15 protein-coding genes and 2 riboswitches are annotated in these 16,497 nt (G+C 68.1%); of the genes, 7 read left to right on the top strand and 8 right to left on the bottom strand.

The annotated features are described in order from the left end of the window. Positions 1–20: 20 nt before the first annotated feature. Positions 21–230, bottom strand: coding sequence for a cold-shock protein (locus LRX76_RS10050; RefSeq protein ID WP_231804688.1), 210 nt, complete (start codon positions 228–230; stop codon positions 21–23). Between the two features lie 236 nt (positions 231–466). Between LRX76_RS10050 and LRX76_RS10045 the strand changes: the two genes are divergently transcribed. The 3 genes from LRX76_RS10045 to arsC all read left to right on the top strand — a co-directional run bounded on the left by LRX76_RS10045 (position 467) and on the right by arsC (position 2,552). Continuing rightward, complete coding sequence (locus LRX76_RS10045; protein ID WP_231804686.1) at positions 467–952, top strand: DUF456 domain-containing protein; 486 nt, start codon at positions 467–469, stop codon at positions 950–952. A 101-nt stretch (positions 953–1,053) separates the two neighbouring features. Further along, positions 1,054–2,193, top strand: coding sequence for a phospholipase A (locus tag LRX76_RS10040; protein WP_231804684.1), 1,140 nt, complete (start codon positions 1,054–1,056; stop codon positions 2,191–2,193). Further along, on the top strand, positions 2,193–2,552 hold the full coding sequence (gene arsC, locus LRX76_RS10035; protein WP_231804682.1) for an arsenate reductase (glutaredoxin): 360 nt from the start codon (positions 2,193–2,195) through the stop codon (positions 2,550–2,552). Before LRX76_RS10040 ends, arsC begins: the two co-directional genes overlap by 1 nt. 191 nt (positions 2,553–2,743) lie before the next feature. Here the strand turns inward: arsC and LRX76_RS10030 are convergent, their stop codons facing one another. The 7 genes from LRX76_RS10030 to LRX76_RS10000 form a co-directional block, all read right to left on the bottom strand. Further along, the gene (locus LRX76_RS10030) at positions 2,744–4,336 is read right to left on the bottom strand and encodes an amidohydrolase (RefSeq protein ID WP_231804680.1); all 1,593 of its coding nucleotides are present in this window, start codon (positions 4,334–4,336) and stop codon (positions 2,744–2,746) included. 59 nt (positions 4,337–4,395) lie between these two features. Next, positions 4,396–7,095 (bottom strand): TonB-dependent receptor, encoded by a 2,700-nt coding sequence (locus LRX76_RS10025; protein ID WP_231804678.1) that lies wholly within the window; start codon positions 7,093–7,095, stop codon positions 4,396–4,398. 418 nt (positions 7,096–7,513) lie between these two features. Beyond that, positions 7,514–7,598, bottom strand: a riboswitch (glycine riboswitch). A 78-nt stretch (positions 7,599–7,676) separates the two neighbouring features. Continuing rightward, positions 7,677–7,764, bottom strand: a riboswitch (glycine riboswitch). 317 nt (positions 7,765–8,081) lie between these two features. Beyond that, complete coding sequence (locus LRX76_RS10020) at positions 8,082–8,717, bottom strand: glutathione S-transferase family protein (protein WP_231804676.1); 636 nt, start codon at positions 8,715–8,717, stop codon at positions 8,082–8,084. Between the two features lie 70 nt (positions 8,718–8,787). Beyond that, entirely contained in the window at positions 8,788–9,327 is a 540-nt protein-coding gene (locus LRX76_RS10015) for a thioredoxin domain-containing protein (protein ID WP_231804674.1), read from the bottom strand. After that, positions 9,324–9,821, bottom strand: a complete 498-nt coding sequence (locus LRX76_RS10010; protein WP_231804672.1) for a redoxin domain-containing protein — start codon at positions 9,819–9,821, stop codon at positions 9,324–9,326. The genes LRX76_RS10015 and LRX76_RS10010 overlap by 4 nt, the downstream gene beginning before the upstream one ends. A 290-nt stretch (positions 9,822–10,111) precedes the next feature. Further along, on the bottom strand, positions 10,112–10,360 hold the full coding sequence (locus LRX76_RS10005; protein WP_231804670.1) for a hypothetical protein: 249 nt from the start codon (positions 10,358–10,360) through the stop codon (positions 10,112–10,114). Between the two features lie 70 nt (positions 10,361–10,430). Next, positions 10,431–11,948 (bottom strand): fumarate hydratase, encoded by a 1,518-nt coding sequence (locus tag LRX76_RS10000; RefSeq protein ID WP_231804668.1) that lies wholly within the window; start codon positions 11,946–11,948, stop codon positions 10,431–10,433. Positions 11,949–12,291: 343 nt separating this feature from the next. Between LRX76_RS10000 and LRX76_RS09995 the strand changes: the two genes are divergently transcribed. The 4 genes from LRX76_RS09995 (at position 12,292) to LRX76_RS09980 (ending at position 16,451) form a co-directional block, all read left to right on the top strand. Continuing rightward, positions 12,292–13,203 (top strand): arginine deiminase-related protein, encoded by a 912-nt coding sequence (locus tag LRX76_RS09995; RefSeq protein ID WP_231804665.1) that lies wholly within the window; start codon positions 12,292–12,294, stop codon positions 13,201–13,203. Positions 13,204–13,269: 66 nt separating this feature from the next. Beyond that, positions 13,270–13,593: a BON domain-containing protein gene (locus LRX76_RS09990; protein ID WP_231804663.1), complete on the top strand. Its 324-nt coding sequence runs from the start codon at positions 13,270–13,272 to the stop codon at positions 13,591–13,593. 82 nt (positions 13,594–13,675) lie between these two features. Beyond that, on the top strand, positions 13,676–15,541 hold the full coding sequence (locus LRX76_RS09985; RefSeq protein ID WP_231804661.1) for an ABC transporter ATP-binding protein: 1,866 nt from the start codon (positions 13,676–13,678) through the stop codon (positions 15,539–15,541). A gap of 130 nt (positions 15,542–15,671) precedes the next feature. Further along, positions 15,672–16,451, top strand: coding sequence for a ferredoxin--NADP reductase (locus LRX76_RS09980; RefSeq protein ID WP_231804659.1), 780 nt, complete (start codon positions 15,672–15,674; stop codon positions 16,449–16,451). The last annotated feature ends 46 nt before the right edge of the window (positions 16,452–16,497 follow it).

Raw genomic sequence — 16,497 nt, 5'->3', positions numbered from 1 at the left:
CTGGCGTCGCGCCGGCTGCGTCAGATCGGCTGCACCGCATCGGCCTGCAGGCCCTTCTGGCCCTGGACGACGGTGAAACTGACCTTCTGCCCTTCCTTCAGGCTCTTGAAGCCCTGGGTCTGGATGGCGCGGAAGTGCACGAACACATCCTCGCCGTTCTCGCGGCTGATGAAGCCAAAGCCCTTGGCATCGTTGAACCACTTCACGGTTCCGGTTTCGCGTTCAGACATCTCGGCTGACTCCTCGATCACTGGGGTAATGGTTACGCCAGGAGGTTTCCGGCGGCTGGTTGCAAGGAGGAAGCGAGGTGCAACGATGTAGCGGATCGGGGATCTACCGCATCAGGCCACGATTCACGGTGACCTTGCCAAGCGCAGCGGCTGCAACTTAACCCGGGCAAAATGAAATTGCAATCATCAAGAACAGCCATTCTGTCAACCCCAAAATACCAACCCCGGGAGTCCAAGTGGAGCTTTCGTTCATCTTCTACCTGATCGCCGCCCTGCTGGTGCTGGTGGGGCTGGCCGGCATCGTGCTGCCGGCGCTGCCGGGCCTGCCGCTGGTGTTCGCCGGCCTGCTGGCGGCGGCCTGGGCCAATGGCTTCGAACGGGTCGGCTGGCTGCCGCTGGTCGTGCTGGGAGTGATGGCCGCGCTGTCGCTGCTGATCGACTTCGCCGCCACCGCGTTCGGCGCCCAGCGCGTGGGCGCCAGCGCCAAGGCGCTGTGGGGCTCGGTGATCGGCACGTTCGCCGGACTGTTCTTCCTGCCGTTCGGCATCCTGGTCGGCCCCTTCGTCGGCGCATGGCTGGGCGAGTACTGGCACAGTCGCCAGGCCGGCAAGGCGACCGCGGTCGGCCTGGGCACGTGGCTGGGCATCGTGCTCGGCACCGCATCCAAGATCGCGCTCGGCATCGCCATGCTGGGCGTGTTCGCCATCGCCTGGTATTTCTGACTACATTCCCGACTTGGCCCTCACGTCGGCATCGCCGCCATTTCTGGCAACATTCCACGCCGACCGCCTTCCTCCTCCCGCGCCGCCTGCGAGAAAAACCGATGTCCAATCTGCAAAAACCGCTGATGCTGATCGCCTGCGCGTCCGCCTCCTTCCACGCATCGGCGCAGGAAGCGGCCCCCGCCCCCGCCACGCCGCAGGCGTGCGTGGCCATCACCTCCGATTCCGCGCGCCTGGCATGCTACGACCAGGCGCTGGGGCACTCGCCGATCGATACCCGCGATGCCGACGCGGCTGCCAGGTCGGCGGCGCAGTCCAGGAAGCAGCTGGACCAGACCGTCGACGCCGAGCCGCCGTCCAAGCGCAAGGACGAGCAGCAGCTGTTCCGCGAGGACTACTACGACTCCACCATCGCCAATGCCGGACGCGGCTCGCTGCTGGACAGCCGCTGGGAGCTGGCCAGGGACTCCAAGCTCGGCACCTTCCAGTTGCGTGCCTACAAGCCGGTGTACCTGCTGCCCGGGTTCTGGACCAGCGACAAGAACGAGATGCCGTCCTCGCCCAACCCGGACAATACGGTCACCACGGCGCAGCCGCTGGACAGCACCGAGCTCAAGTTCCAGCTCAGCTTCAAGACCAAGGTCTGGGAGAACATCTTCGGCGACAACGGCGACCTGTGGGCCGGCTACACCCAGAGCTCGCGCTGGCAGGCCTACAACTCCGAGCAGTCGCGCCCGTTCCGCGAGACCAACTACGAGCCGGAGCTGATCCTGGCCTTCCGCAACAACTACAGCCTGTTCGGCTGGCACGGGCGCATGGCCGCGCTGCAGCTCAACCACCAGTCCAACGGCCGCGGCGACCCGCTCTCGCGCAGCTGGAACCGGGTGATCCTCAACGTCGGCCTGGACCGCGAGAACTGGGCGCTGGTGCTGCGCCCCTGGTACCGCCTGCCCGAGAGCCGCAGCGACGACAACAACCCGGACATCGAGGACTACATGGGCCGCGGCGACGCCACCCTGACCTGGAACCGCAACGGCCACGAGGTATCGCTGATGGCACGCCATTCGCTGCGCAGCGGCGACCGCTCGCACGGCGCGCTGCAGCTGGACTGGGGCTTCCCGATCAGCCGCCTGCTGCGCGGCCACATCCAGGTGTTCGACGGCTACGGCGAGAGCATGATCGACTACAACCACAAGGCCACCTACGTCGGCGTGGGCCTGTCGCTGCTGGAATGGTACTGATGGCGGACGCGGCGGTCGTCATCTGGCACAACCCGCGCTGCGGCAGCTCGCGCAAGGCGCTGGAGCTGATCCGGCAGGCAGGGATCGAACCGGAGATCGTCGAGTACCTGAAGACGCCGCCGGCCCCGGCGACGCTGCGCGCGCTGGTCGCGCGCATGGGCATCGCCACGCGCGAACTGCTGCGCAGCAAGGAGGCGGTCCATGCCGAGCTGGGCCTGGACGATCCGGCGCTGGACGAGGAAGCGCTGGTCGCGGCAATGGTCGCGCACCCGATCCTGATCAACCGCCCGGTCGTGCAGACCCCGCGCGGCGCGGCGCTGTGCCGGCCGCCGGAGAAGGTGCTGGAACTGCTGCCGTAGCTCCTGCCGGAGCGGCTTGCGGGCGGCTCGTGGGATGACTTGCAGGGCGACTTGTAGGAGCGACTTCAGTCGCGATGGGGCTTTCCCGTTTTGGATCCCCCGCACATGGATGTGCGCGCTTTTGCAGAAGGACCTGCATAAAGCCCCATCGCGACTGAAGTCGCTCCTACGATTTCGTGCGGCTTGCGGTGTCACTTCCCGCCGGGCTGCGGATACTCGATGCCCAGTTGCTGCAGGTAGCTGTCGTAGCGGGCGGGGTCGTAGTACAGCGGCTCCATCTTCGGCCGCATCCGCTCCATCAACTCGCCGTTGAGGTGGATCGCAGGGGTATCAGCGGCGGTCAGTACCGGATCGTAGCTGGCGTCCTTGAGCTGCACGTTGCGGAAGTAGCCCTTGGCCGCGGCGACCAGTTCCGGCGTGGTCATCAGGTCCAGCACGGTGGACGCCAGCACCTTCGCCCCGGTCACCACGCCCTTGTGCGCGATCGGCGTGGCCATCGCCATCGCCGCGGTGACGTTGTGGCCGATGGTATTGGGGATGTTGGACGGGAAGCGGATGGTGATCGTGGGCACGGTCCACATCACATCGCCGATATCGTCCGAGCCGCCGCCCATCGACGAGCCGCGCGAGTCCGGGGTCGACAGCGGCGCCAGTTCGGTGGCCAGCGGCTGCAGTTCGAAGCCGTTCTGCTGTTGCACTGCCTGCGCGAATGCCTGGTCGGCCGCGCTCCACTGCGGCATGCCGATCGCCTTCATGTTGGCGTAGGCCGCCTCGGCCAGCGGCTTGTTGCCGAAGTTGGGCGCGGCATAGCCGAGCAGGCGCCGGGTCACGGTGGTGCCGGTGGCCTTGGCCGCGGCCTCGGCGATCTCGTTGCCGGTCTCGTAGAGCTCGCGGATGCTGGCGAAGGTCTGCTCGCGGAAGTAGTACCAGACCGAGGCCTTGCCGGGCACCACGTTCGGCTGCTCGCCGCCGTCGGTGATGACGTAGTGCGAGCGCTGGGTGACCGGCAGGTGCTCACGGCGCATGTTCCAGGCCACGTTCATCAGTTCCACCGCGTCCAGCGCGCTGCGGCCGGCCCAGGGTGCGCCGGCCGAGTGCGCGGTCTTGCCGTGGAAGGTGTACTCGACCGAGACCATGCCGTTGTTGCCGGACGGTCCCCACGAGGTACTCATGTCCTTGCTCACGTGGGTGAAGATAGATGCGTCCACGCCGTCGAACAGCCCGTCGCGCACGTAGAACGCCTTGGTCGCCAGCAGTTCCTCGGCCACGCCCGGCCAGATCAGCAGCCGCCCGGGAATCCCGTTCTTCTGCATCGTCTCCTTCGCCGCCAGCGCTGCCACCACCACCAGCGGCATGCCCGAGTTGTGGCCCTCGCCGTGTCCCGGCGCACCTTCCACCTGCGGCTTTGGAGTGGGAATGCCCGGCACCTGCGACAGCCCCAGCAATGCGTCGATGTCGCTGCCCAGCGCGACCAGCGGGCCGCCGCTGCCCCACTCGGCCTTCCAGGCCGTTGGAATCCCGGCCACGCCGCGAGTGATCCTGAAACCGTTCTTCTCCAGGATCCCGGTGATGTATTCCGAGGTGCGGAACTCCTGGAAGCCCGGCTCGGCGAAACTGAAGATCGAGTCGGTCATCTGCTGCGCCAGCCTGGCGCGCTGCTCGACCCCGGCGATGGCCTGTTGCTTCAAGGCCTCGCCGGCGGCCGCCAGCGCCGTGCAGGCCAGGCTCATGCCGAAGAGCAGACCCAGCAGCGATGCGGTCCTGATGCGCTTGCCGATATTCATGGGATTCTCCTGTAGCGAAAGGTAGCGGAGTACCGAGCGGCCATCGCGGCCGCGTCCAGTCAGAACTCGAGACGCAGGCCGACGCGGAAGGTGCGGCCGAGGGTGTCGTACAGATTGCGATTGGTCTGCGGGTAGCCGGGCATGTTCTCCGAGCCGCTGCTTTCGGGATTGGAAACCAGCACCGGATCGGTGTTGAGCACGTTGCCTATGTTGAAATACGCTTCCGCGCCGGCCGAACCGATCCGGAACCGGCGGCTGAGGCCGACATCGAGATAGACCTCCCCGTCCACGCGGTTGTCGTTGATCGTGTAGTAGGGCGCAGTCAGGGTCGGGCACGAATGGGTGCACGTGGTGTAGGCGTTGCTGATCACGCCGCTGCTCACTCCGCGTGCGGTCGCGTGGAAGCGCCAATCGTCCACGTCGTACATCGCGCTGAGCCGGTAGAGCCAGTCGGGGGTGGAACTGGTGTTCTCTCCGGCTTCGTTGATCGCGGTGACGCCGTTGTCGGTGGTGTTCTCGATGTAGTGGGTGAACATGCCGCGCAGGGTCAGTTCACCCGGACCGGCGGCCCGCCTGTACGAGAGCTCGATGTCCAGCCCGCGCGAACGCATGGTGTTGAAGTTCTGCGGGTAGATGTTGACCGTCGTCAGGTTTCCGTTGGCGTCCTTGAAGATGTTGTTGCAGTAGTACTCCTGGTCGTTGTCGAAGCAGTACCTGACGGTGTCGTCCACGCTGATGGTTGCGATCACGCCGCTGATCTCGATGTCGTAGTAGTCCACCGAGGCGGCGAACCCGGGCAGGAATCCGGGCTTGAAGACCACGCCGACGCCATGGGCATCGGCCTCTTCCGGCACAAGGTCCGGATTGCCGATCTGGTTCTGCAGGAAGGTCTGGCTGCCGGCGGCATAGCCCTTGTCGTTCACCGGGATGGTGGCATTGTTGGTGCGCGCGGTACCGGCGGCGAACATCTCCTCCATGTTGGGTGCACGGATGTCGCGCGAAACCGTCGCACGGAACGCAATATCCTCGATCGGCGCGTACACCAGGCCGGCTTTCCAGGTGGTCACCTGGCCGGATTCGCTGTAATCGGTGTAGCGCACCGCGCCGTTGAAATCCATGCCTGCGAACAGCGGGACCACGGTCTCGACATAGGCTTCGGAAACGTCGTATTCGCCCGAAGTCACCAGGAAATTCCCGTACTTCCAGCCGCTGCGCCATTGCTCGTCGACATGGCCGGACATTTTCTCGGTACGGTGCTCGGCGCCGAAGGCCAGCGAGATCGGGCCGGCCCAGCCGGGGATCTCGTTGGTGTTGAAGTTCACCGCCAACACCTGCTGCTCGAAGCGTTGGTCGCGGCGCGGTGCGCCCAGCACCCACGCCAGCGCGTCCGGATCGGCCACGCCGATGCCCAGGCGGTTCAGCGGCAGGCAGCCGTTGCCCGGATCGACGAGCGTGGAGCGGCATGCGACGCCGCCGTCCGGGTCCACCACCGCGTCGGTGGCCAGCGCCAGGCGCGCGGTATTGAAGGTATCGGTGAGTTGCTCCCGGCTCTCGGTCTTGCCGTACTGGTAGTAGGCATCCCAGTTCCAGGCCTTGCCGAACCAGTCGAAGCTGCCTTCGCCGCCGACCACGAAGCGCTGGGTCTCGCGCTTCATCCTGCTGCCGGAGGCGGGCATGTCGGCATTGCTGGTGCCGATGGTCAGCGAGCCCAGGCCCAGTTCGTCCATCTGCGTCTTCACCGACTGCGGCAGGTAGGCGTTGTCGGCCTGGATGGTGACACCGGTCTGGGTCGGCTGGATGTAGTAGCTCAGGCCCTCGTACCTGGCGTACGAGGCCTGCGCGAACACCTCGAAGGCATCCGTCACCCAGAAACTGGCGCGGCCGAACACGCTGTCGCGATCGTCGTCGGCCGCCAGCGAGTTGCTGCCGACCATGTTGCCCAGTGTCGTCTGCCAGTCGCCGCCGACCATCCACGGGCTGGTGAGTTCTTCGCCGTAGGCCAGCTGGTTGACGCTGCCGCCGACGCCGAAATAGGTGCCGCGCAGCGGCCCCGAGGTCACCAGGCCGCCGGGCGTATAGGTGGTCGGCCCCATGTCGTCGCCGGTGACGTAGGTCGGTCCGCCGGCGGCGATGTTGGCCGCGCTGTTCCGCGCGGCGAAATGGCCCTTCTTCGCCCAGTCGCGATCGAGGCTATGGATGCCGTCGGAGCGCACCGTCTCCGCACTCAGCAGCAGGTGGCCGCGGCCGTCGCCGAAGCTCCAGCCGCCGGTCAGGTTGAACTTGTTGCCGTTGTTGTCGCCGTAGGTGGTCTGGCTATATTCGGCCGTGCCCTTGATGCCGGTGTAGTAGCGGTCGAGGATGAAGTTGACCACGCCGCCGATGGCGTCCGAACCGTAGGCCGAGGAGGCGCCGCCGGTGACCACTTCGACCTGCCTGATCAGCGATTGAGGAAAGGTATTGGTATCGACCAGGCCGGTGCCGGAAGACGGCACCGAGCGTTGCCCGTCCAACAGCACCAGGGTGCGCCCCGCTCCCAGCCCGCGCAGGCTCAACGCGCTGATGCCGGCCAGGCCGCTGCTCAGGCTGCCGGAATTGCTGGTGGAATTCTGGCTGCCGGTCACCGATGGCAGCGTATTGACGAAGGTGGCGATGTCGGCCGGTGCCTGCGCCTTGATCTCTTCTGTCGACAGCACATTGGTCGGCGTTGGTGCGCTGAATCCGTCGCGTGCCACGCGCGAGCCGGTGACCGGCGCGCTCACCTTAACCGCCTCCATCTCGGTCGGCCTGGAATCCGCCTCCTGCTGTCCCGCACCCACGTCCTGTGCCGATGTCCTGAAAGGAATCAAGCAGGCGGCGATCGCCGAAACGAGCACACTCGCCACCATGGCTTCATGGTTCTTTCTCATGCTCACGCTCTCCGTCATCACAGGGATTGGTCGGTTACGTCTGTTGCGCTGGCACGACTCCGGCGGTGCTGCCGCAGGCGGCAACACCCAATCGACGGCCGCGACCGAATCGCGGCCAGGCTTTCCCATCGGCAGCCGATGCAGGCATCGGCACCCCACAGCAAGAAAAACGCCCACGGCAATGCCGTGGGCGGACTATTTCCCGATCGCGGAACTAGAGAAGAATGCAGAATGCATGCACATGGCGCCCTATCCGTTCAAGACGATGAAAGGCGCCCCATCTGTATGTCTGCCTGAGAGCATTACCCCTTGGGCGGCCCGGATGTTCGCACCGGGCTCTTTCCAGATTTTGTTGCCATGCCGGCCACGGTTTCCGGCAATCGCCGGAAAACCGCCTGCCGACATCGGTACGTGCCGACTCATGCACGACCCGTCGTCACCCCATGGTCCTTTTGCCTGAGAGTTTCCGGGGCGGTTGCTCCTTCGGCGCCGGCTTTCGCCGGTCTCTCCCACAGGTGACGCGATTGCGAATCCGCCGGCATATGTGTCGTCTCCCGACATTGCCGACAGCTACACCCTCCATGGCAGGCGCACATCCGGTCAATAGGGGGAGCGGGTAGGTATCCACGCCGCGGGTAGGTCCGCCCGCTACCCGCGTGCCCAGCCAGGACAGGACCGATCGCCACCGCCGGGCGCGCGGCTGCCTCCAGACCGAAGGCCGGCGTTCCCGAAGCCGATGCCGCCGCCGGCGCCGCGAACGGCCGAGCGTGCGCGGTCGTCCCACCTTCGGCACCGGCGGCGGCCGAACGGGCACGGGGTTGCGGTGCCGCCGCGAACCGCTACGTCCAGTCCTCGATGCCCTCGCGGCGGTAGGTCTGCTTGAACGCCGGCCGCGACTTCATGCGCCCGGCGTATGCCCTCAGCGCCGGCCAGTCGTCGCTCGGGCGCGGCATGTTGCGCGACCAGCGCATCAGCATGGTGAGCATGAAATCGGCCGCCGACAGCTGCGCGCCGAGCAGGTAGGGACCGTTGGCCTGCAGATGTTCGGCCACGCGCTGCCATGCGCTCTCCAGGCGGATGCGCGCCTGTTCCTTCGCCGCCTCGACGTTCTGCGCGCCCGCCGGCTCGTCGGGATAGAACCAGGCGCGATAGGCCGGCTGCAGCGTATTGGCGCAGAAGAACATCCACTTGTAGTACTCGGCCCGCGCCGGCGTCCCCGGTGCGGGCGCCAGCCCCGCCTCGGGATGCAGGTCCGCCAGGTGCATGGCGATCGCCGCCGCTTCCGTCAGCACCTGGCCATCGAGCACCAGCGTGGGCACGACGCCGGCCGGGTTCAGCGCCAGGTACTCGGGCGACTTCTGCTCGCGCCGGTCGAAATCCAGCGCGTGCAGCACGTGCGGGACCTCCAGTTCGATCAGCAGCCAGTGCACCACCAGCGCGGCGGTGCTGGGCGAGTAGTAGAGCGTTGCGGTCATCGATCTCGGCCTGTGACATGGGGAAAGGCGAAGATACGCCAGTCCTTCCGCCGCCGGAATCGTCCCGGGCTCAGTCGCGGCCGCTCGCTCCGGTCGCCTCGGCGATGGCATCGAACAGGCCCTGCAATCCGTCCGCGTCGTCGTAGCGCTGGCCATTGACGAAGAAGCACGGGGTGCCGTTGACGCCGCTGCGGACGCCGCCTTCGAAATCGTGCTGGATGCGCTGCCCGTACTCGCCGGACCGCAATGCCTGGCGCAGCCCGGAAACCGGCAGCCCGGCTTCGGCGACGATCGCCTCGTACAGGCCCTCGCCCAGTTGGTCCTGGTTGGCGTACAGCGCGTCGTGCGCGTCCCAGAAGCGCCCGTTCGCGCCGGCATACTCGGCCGTCATCGCCGCAGGCACGGCCTCCGGGTGCGCATCGGCCAGCGGGAAGTTGCGGAACACGAAGCACAGCGCGTCGCCGAACTGCTGCCGCAACTGCTCGATCGCCGGCACCGCCTGGGCGCAGAACGGGCACTGGTAGTCGCCGTATTCCACCAGCACGGCGGCCGCGTCCGGATTGCCGCGGACGTGGTCCTGGGGGCCGACCGGGATTCTGAGCGTACTCATTCGGGCAGCTTCTCCAGCGCGTCGAGGATGCCGTCGGCACCGGGATTGACGGCCGTCGGCGACAGGTAGCTCCAGGCGATCGTGCCGTCCTTGTCGATCACGAACAGCGCGCGCTTGCAGTAGCCGTGCTCGGCATCGTAGGCGCCGTAGGCACGGGCGACCGCGCCCTTGGGCTCGAAGTCGGCCAGCAGGTCGAAATGCAGCGAGCGCGCCTGGATGAAGGCCTGGTGGCACCAGGCGCTGTCCACCGAGATGCCCAGCAAGGTGGCGCCATGCTCCTTGAACATCGGCAGGGTCTGGTTGAACAGTGTCAGCTCGTCGCCGCACACCGCGCTCCAGTCGGCCGGATAGAACGCCAGGATCACCGGTTTGCCGCGCAGTTCGTGCAACGACAGGGTCTGGTCGGGGGTGGCCTTGAGGGTGAAATCGGGAGCCGGCTGGCCGGCGGCGAGAAGCTCCTCCGCCACGACCGGGGATACACCGGAAACAGGCATGTTCGACGTCCTCGATGGCAACGGCCGCAATGCTAGCGCCGCATGCAGTGAAGCCGATGGCACGATGCCGGCCGCGGGCCGCACGCACCGGGGCCGGCTTCAGTTGCCACACGTGCGCAGGCAACGGCTGCGCTGCGACTGGCAGACGTCGGTCGCGCCACGGATGCTGCAGTCCTGGACCTGCGCGAAACAGGCATTGCGCCTGGCCGGATCCCCGATGGATCCGCAGCCGCCGCGCGCGATGCCGGTTGGCACCGCGCCAGGTCATGCGGCTGGTTCTGGCAGGTGGCCTAGGTCGCCTGGCATTGCGCCAGGCAGCGGTCCGCCGCGGTGGCGCCGGGCGCGTCCTCCGGCACGATCGCAGGCACATCGGGCCGATCCGGCAACGGCTCGGGAAACGCCGACTTCGACGGCGCCGGCACGTAGTCCGGGGACGGGAACAGCACCTTCGAGGACTGCGCCACCACCGGCCAGGCCATGCCCGCGCCTGCACAGCCCAGGACACAGCCAAGCAGCAGGGTCTTCCAGCGCGGAGGCATCGCCGCTGTCCCGATACGAGAAAGGCCGAGCATAACCCGGCCCTCCTTCGCACGCCGCGGCGCCGCGGCGTTACTCCACCAGTACCGGGATCTTGCCGATCTTCGCCTGCCACTCGCGCGGGCCGGTCTTGTGCACCGAGGTGCCCTGCGCGTCCACGGCCACGGTCACCGGCATGTCCTTGACCTCGAACTCGTAGATCGCCTCCATGCCCAGCTCCGCGAACGCCACCACCCGGCTGGCCTTGATCGCCTTGGACACCAGGTAGGCCGCGCCGCCGACCGCCATCAGGTAAACCGCCTTGTTGTCGGCGATCGCCTCGATCGCCGCCGGGCCGCGCTCGGACTTGCCGACCATGCCCAGCAGGCCGGTCTGCTCGAGCATCTGCCGGGTGAACTTGTCCATGCGCGTGGCGGTGGTCGGGCCGGCCGGGCCGACCACCTCGTCGCGCACCGGATCGACCGGGCCGACGTAGTAGATGAAGCGGTCGGTGAAATCGACCGGCAGCGTCTCGCCCTTGTTGAGCATGTCGACCATGCGCTTGTGCGCGGCATCGCGGCCGGTCAGCAGCTTGCCGTTGAGCAGCAGCACCTCGCCCGGCCTGAACTCGGCCACCTGCTCGCGGGTGATCGTGTCCAGGTCCACCCGGCGCGCGTTGCGCGGGTCGTAGGTGAGCTTGGGCCAGTCCTCCAGCGACGGCGGGTCGAGCGTGACCGGGCCGCTGCCGTCGAGCACGAAGTGGGCGTGGCGGGTGGCCGCGCAGTTGGGGATCATCGCCACCGGCAGGTTGGCGGCATGGGTCGGGTAGTCCTTGATCTTGATGTCGAGCACCGTGGTCAGCCCGCCCAGGCCCTGCGCGCCGATGCCCAGTGCGTTGACCTTCTCGTACAGTTCCAGGCGCAGCTCCTCGGCGCGGCTGGACGGCCCGCGCGCGACCAGCTCCTGGATGTCGATCGGCTCCATCAACGCCTCCTTGGCCATCAGCATCGCCTTCTCGGCGGTACCGCCGATGCCGATGCCGAGCATGCCCGGCGGGCACCAGCCGGCGCCCATGGTCGGCACGGTCTTGAGCACCCAGTCGACGATCGAGTCGGACGGGTTGAGCATGGCGAACTTGCTCTTGGCTTCCGAGCCGCCGCCCTTGGCGGCGACGATCACCTCGACGGTGTTGCCCGGCACGATGCTGACGTTGACCACCGCGGGGGTGTTGTCGCGGGTGTTCTGGCGCTTGCCGGCCGGGTCGGCCAGTACCGAGGCGCGCAGCTTGTTGTCCGGGTCGAGGTAGGCGCGGCGCACGCCCGCGTTGACCATGTCCTCCACGCCCATGGTGGCGTCGTCCCAGCGCACGTCCATGCCGATCTTCAGGAACACGGTGACGATGCCGGTGTCCTGGCAGATCGGGCGATGGCCCTCGGCGCACATGCGCGAGTTGATCAGGATCTGCGCCATCGCGTCCTTGGCCGCCGGCGACTGTTCGCGCTCGTAGGCGGCGGTCAGGTTCTTGATGTAGTCGACCGGGTGGTAGTAGCTGATGTACTGCAGTGCGTCTGCAACGCTCTGGACGAGGTCTTCCTGTCTGATCGATGTCATCACGGCTGGCTCTTTGGCTGGCGGAATCCCGGCCATTTTAGGGCAAAGCGGCGGTCCCGCCGGCTGTCGCGGCGACATGCGCTGTTTCGTCCCAGTCGGCATGGACAGTGGCGAACCCGTCCAGGCGCACCGGTCCCTGGCCGCCCGCGCCGACGGATCGCACCGAAGCCGGACCCGGCCGACCGCCACGCAAGGCCGATGCACGGCGATGGCGGTGACCGATGCCTGCAACCGGCCCGGCATCGGGCTTGCAGCCCGCGCTTCCGCTACATCGCCGCGCGACGGAAACATCGCCGCAACACCGGCCGCTTAGCGTCTGCCCATCCCCACCTGGAGAACGGCGATGAACGGCCACCACGACAGCGGCATCTGGACTGCCGAGGCGCCACCGGCGAACGATGCCCTGGCACATGCATCGCCGGCGGCGGAGCGCCGCGGCACCCCGCTGCACCGCCTGCTGATGTGCCCTCCCGGCCACTTCGCGGTCGAGTACGTCATCAACCCATGGATGGAGGGCCAGGTGCATCGCGCCGACCGCCACCGCGCGACGGCGCAGTGGCAGGCGCTGCACGACGCCCTGGGCGCCGCCGGCGCCGTCATCGAGCAGGTGCCGCCGGGCGCCGGCCTGCCGGACATGCCGTTCTCGGCCAACGCCGGGCTGGTGCTCGGCAACGACTTCGTGCCCAGCCGCTTCCGCCATCCCGAGCGGCGCGGCGAGGAAGCGCTGTTCATCGACTGGTTCGAGCGCGCCGGCTTCCGCATCCGCCGCTTGCCCGGAGCGATCTTCTTCGAGGGCGCCGGCGACGCCCTGCTCGACCGCGGCGAGCGCCGCCTGTGGATGGGCCACGGCCACCGCAGCGACCTGGCCGCGGCCGCCGAGCTGGAGCGCATGCTCGACCTGCCGGTGGTGCCGCTGCGCCTGGTCGATCCGCGCTTCTACCACCTGGACACCTGCTTCTGCCCGCTGCGCGGCGGCCGCCTGCTGTACTTCCCGGCCGCCTTCGATGCCGCCTCGCGCCAGGCGATCGAGGCGCGGGTGCCGCCGCACCTGCGGATCGCCGTCGGCGAGGCCGATGCGCTCGATTTCGCCTGCAACGCCGTCGACCTCGACGAGGCGGTGGCGATGCACCGGGCCAGCCCGGCGCTGCAGCGGGCGCTGGCCGGCTTCGGCTACCGGGTGGTGCAGACGGCGCTGGACGAGTTCCTGCGCGCGGGCGGCTCGGCCAAGTGCCTGACCCTGCGCCTGGACGAGTGAGGATGTTGGCGCGGCGCTAACGCGCGCGGGCAGATAGTGCCGGCTCCCGAAGGATTGGAGCCTGCCATGCCCACCGCCCGCACCGACGGCCTGATCGCCGACGAGGTCATCCGCACCCTGGCCGATGCCGATGGCATCGACGCCGGCGAGATCCTGGTCGGCCTCGACCAGGGCGTGGTGACGCTCAGCGGCGACGTCCCCAGCCGCCAGACGAAGCTCGACGCCGGCCGCCTGGTCGAAGCGGTCGAGGGCGTGCGCGAGGTCCGCAACCTGCTCAACATCGACGACGGCAGCCGTTCGTTCGGCAAGCCGGGGCAGGCGGTGCGCGGCGCCGACCACCAGGGCGGGCCCGACTCGACCGCCGAGCTCGACCTGGACGAGAACGGCTGATCCCCCAGCCCGGCGCCCTCGCGGCCGCCGGCGGGCGGCATCACCGATGCCACCGCCGGGCGCGATGGGCCACAATCGCCCCATGCCTCCCCCCTTCCCCGCCGCCTCCGGCCAGCGCCCCAGCCTGCGCGAACGCTTCAAGGCCATGCGCAACCTGCCGCCGTTCCTGCGGCAGATCTGGCAGACCAGCCCCTGGCTGACCGCCGCCAGCCTCGGCCTGCGCCTGGTGCGCGCGCTGATGCCGGTGGCCACGCTGTACATCGGCAAGCTGATCATCGACGAGGTGGTGCGGCTGGCCGGTGCCGGGGCAAGCTTCGAATCGCTCGGCGCCGCGCTGGCCAGCGGCCAGCTGCACCGGCTGCTGGAACTGCTGGCGCTGGAACTGGCGCTGGCGGTCGGCTCGGACCTGTTCGGGCGCATGGTCAGCTACGCCGACACGCTGCTGTCGGAGCTGTTCACCAACGCCACCAGCGTGCGGCTGATGGAACACGCCGCGACGCTGGACCTCGAGGACTTCGAGGACCCGGACCTGCAGGACAAGCTGGAACGGGCGCGGCGCCAGACCATGGGCCGCATGAACCTGATGAGCCAGCTGTTCGGCCAGGTGCAGGACGCGGTCACCGTGGCCAGCCTGGCGGTGGGCCTGCTGGTCTACGCGCCATGGTTGATCGCGCTGCTGGCGCTGGCGCTGGTGCCGGCCTTCATCGGCGAGTCGCACTTCAACGCCCAGGGCTATTCGCTCAACTTCCAGTGGACGCCGGAGCGGCGCGAGCTGGAGTACCTGCGCCAGGTCGGCGCCAGCGTGGAAACGGCCAAGGAGGTGAAGATCTTCAACCTCCACCGCTTCCTGGTCGATCGCTACCGCACGCTGGCCGAGCGGCTGTTCGCGGCCAACCGTGCGCTGGCCCGCCGCCGCGCGCTGTGGGGCACGCTGCTGGCGGCGCTGGGCACGCTGGGCTACTACGCGGCCTACGGCTACATCGCCTGGCGTACCGTCCACGGCGACTTCAGCATCGGCGACCTCACCTTCCTGGCCGCCAGCTTCCTGCGCCTGCGCCAGCTGCTCGAGGGCCTGCTGGTCGGCTTCTCGCAGGTGGCCGGGCAGGCGCTGTACCTGGACGACCTGTTCTCCTTCTTCGAGATCGAGCCGGAGATCGCCTCGCGCCCGGATGCAGTGCCGGTACCGCGGCCGATCGCCCGCGGCTTCGTGTTCGAGGACGTCGGCTTCCGCTACCCCGACAGCGAGCGCTGGGCGGTGCGCCACCTCGATTTCGAGCTGCGCGCCGGCGAGGTGCTGGCGCTGGTCGGCGAGAACGGCGCCGGCAAGACCACCCTGGTCAAGCTGCTGGCGCGCCTGTACGACCCGGACGAGGGCCGCATCCTGCTCGACGGCCGCGACCTGCGCGACTACGACCTGGACGACCTGCGCGCCAACATCGGCGTCATCTTCCAGGATTTCGTGCGCTACCACCTCAGTGCCGGGGAGAACATCGGCGTCGGCCGCATCGAGGCGATGGACGACGCGCCGCGCATCCGCGACGCCGCGCACCGGGCGCTGGCCGACGAGGTGATCGAGTCGCTGCCGCACGGCTACGAGCAGCTGATCGGGCGCCGCTTCAAGACCGGCGTGGACCTGTCCGGCGGCCAGTGGCAGAAGCTGGCGATCGCCCGCGCCTACATGCGCGACGCGCAAGTGATGATCCTCGACGAGCCGACCGCGGCGCTGGACGCGCGCGCCGAGTACGAGGTGTTCCAGCGCTTCAAGGAGCTGTCGGACAACCGCACCGCGGTGCTGATCTCGCACCGCTTCTCCAGCGTGCGCATGGCCGACCGCATCCTGGTGCTGGCCGACGGCCGCATCGAAGCCAGCGGCACCCACGAGCAGCTGATGGCCGAAGGCGGCCGCTACGCCGAGCTGTTCGAGCTGCAGGCGGCGGGCTACCGCTGAACGGCGGCAACCGGCCGCAGGCGGGCGGCCGGGCCATGCACTAGAATTGCCGGCATTGCCCGGCCCGTTAATGAGAGCGCCTCTCATCCAGGCTAGAATGCCGGGGTTCACTCCTCCGACGATCAACCGCATGTCTTCTGCTTTCGGCACCGAAACGGTGCTTGAGGTCCGCCACTGGACCGACGCCTACTTCAGCTTCCGCACCACGCGCAGCGACGGCTTCCGCTTCGACAACGGCCAGTTCGTGATGATCGGGCTGGAGACCGAGACCCGCCCGCTGCTGCGCGCCTACTCCATCGCCAGCGCCAACTGGGAGGAGCAGCTCGAGTTCTTCAGCATCAAGGTGCCCAACGGCCCGCTGACCTCGCGCCTGCAGCACATCCAGCCCGGCGACCAGGTGCTGGTCGGCAAGAAGCCCACCGGCACGCTGCTGATCAGCGACCTGCATCCGGGCCGCCACCTGTACCTGCTGGGCACCGGCACCGGCATGGCGCCGTGGCTGTCGGTGATCAAGGACCCGGAGACCTACGAGCGCTTCGACAAGGTGATCCTCACCCACGGCGTGCGCTACGAGCAGGACCTGGCCTACCGCGACTATTTCGAGAACGAGCTGCCGCAGCACGAGTTCCTCGGCGAGATCATCCGCGAGAAGCTGCTGTACTACCCGGCGGTGACCCGCGAGCCGTTCCGCAACCAGGGCCGCCTGACCGCGCTGCTGGAAAGCGGCGAGATGCAGCGCAGCCTGGGCCTGCCGACGCTGGACCCGGCCAACGACCGCGCGATGATCTGCGGCAGCCCGCAGATGCTGGCCGACCTGCGCACCCTGCTCGATGCGCGCGGCTTCACCGCCTCGATGCGCATCGGCAGCCCCGGCGACTACGTGTTCGAGCGCGCCTTCGTCGAGAAGTAGCGGCCCATGGGCCGCTACGCGTAGAGCCGAGCCTGTGCTTGCATCC

This window comes from Stenotrophomonas sp. MMGLT7 (assembly GCF_021168555.1).
In the GTDB taxonomy this organism is placed as follows: Bacteria; Pseudomonadota; Gammaproteobacteria; order Xanthomonadales; family Xanthomonadaceae; genus MMGLT7.
Note: the sequence above shows the minus strand (reverse complement) of the source record. Positions and strands in the feature narration are given on the sequence as shown.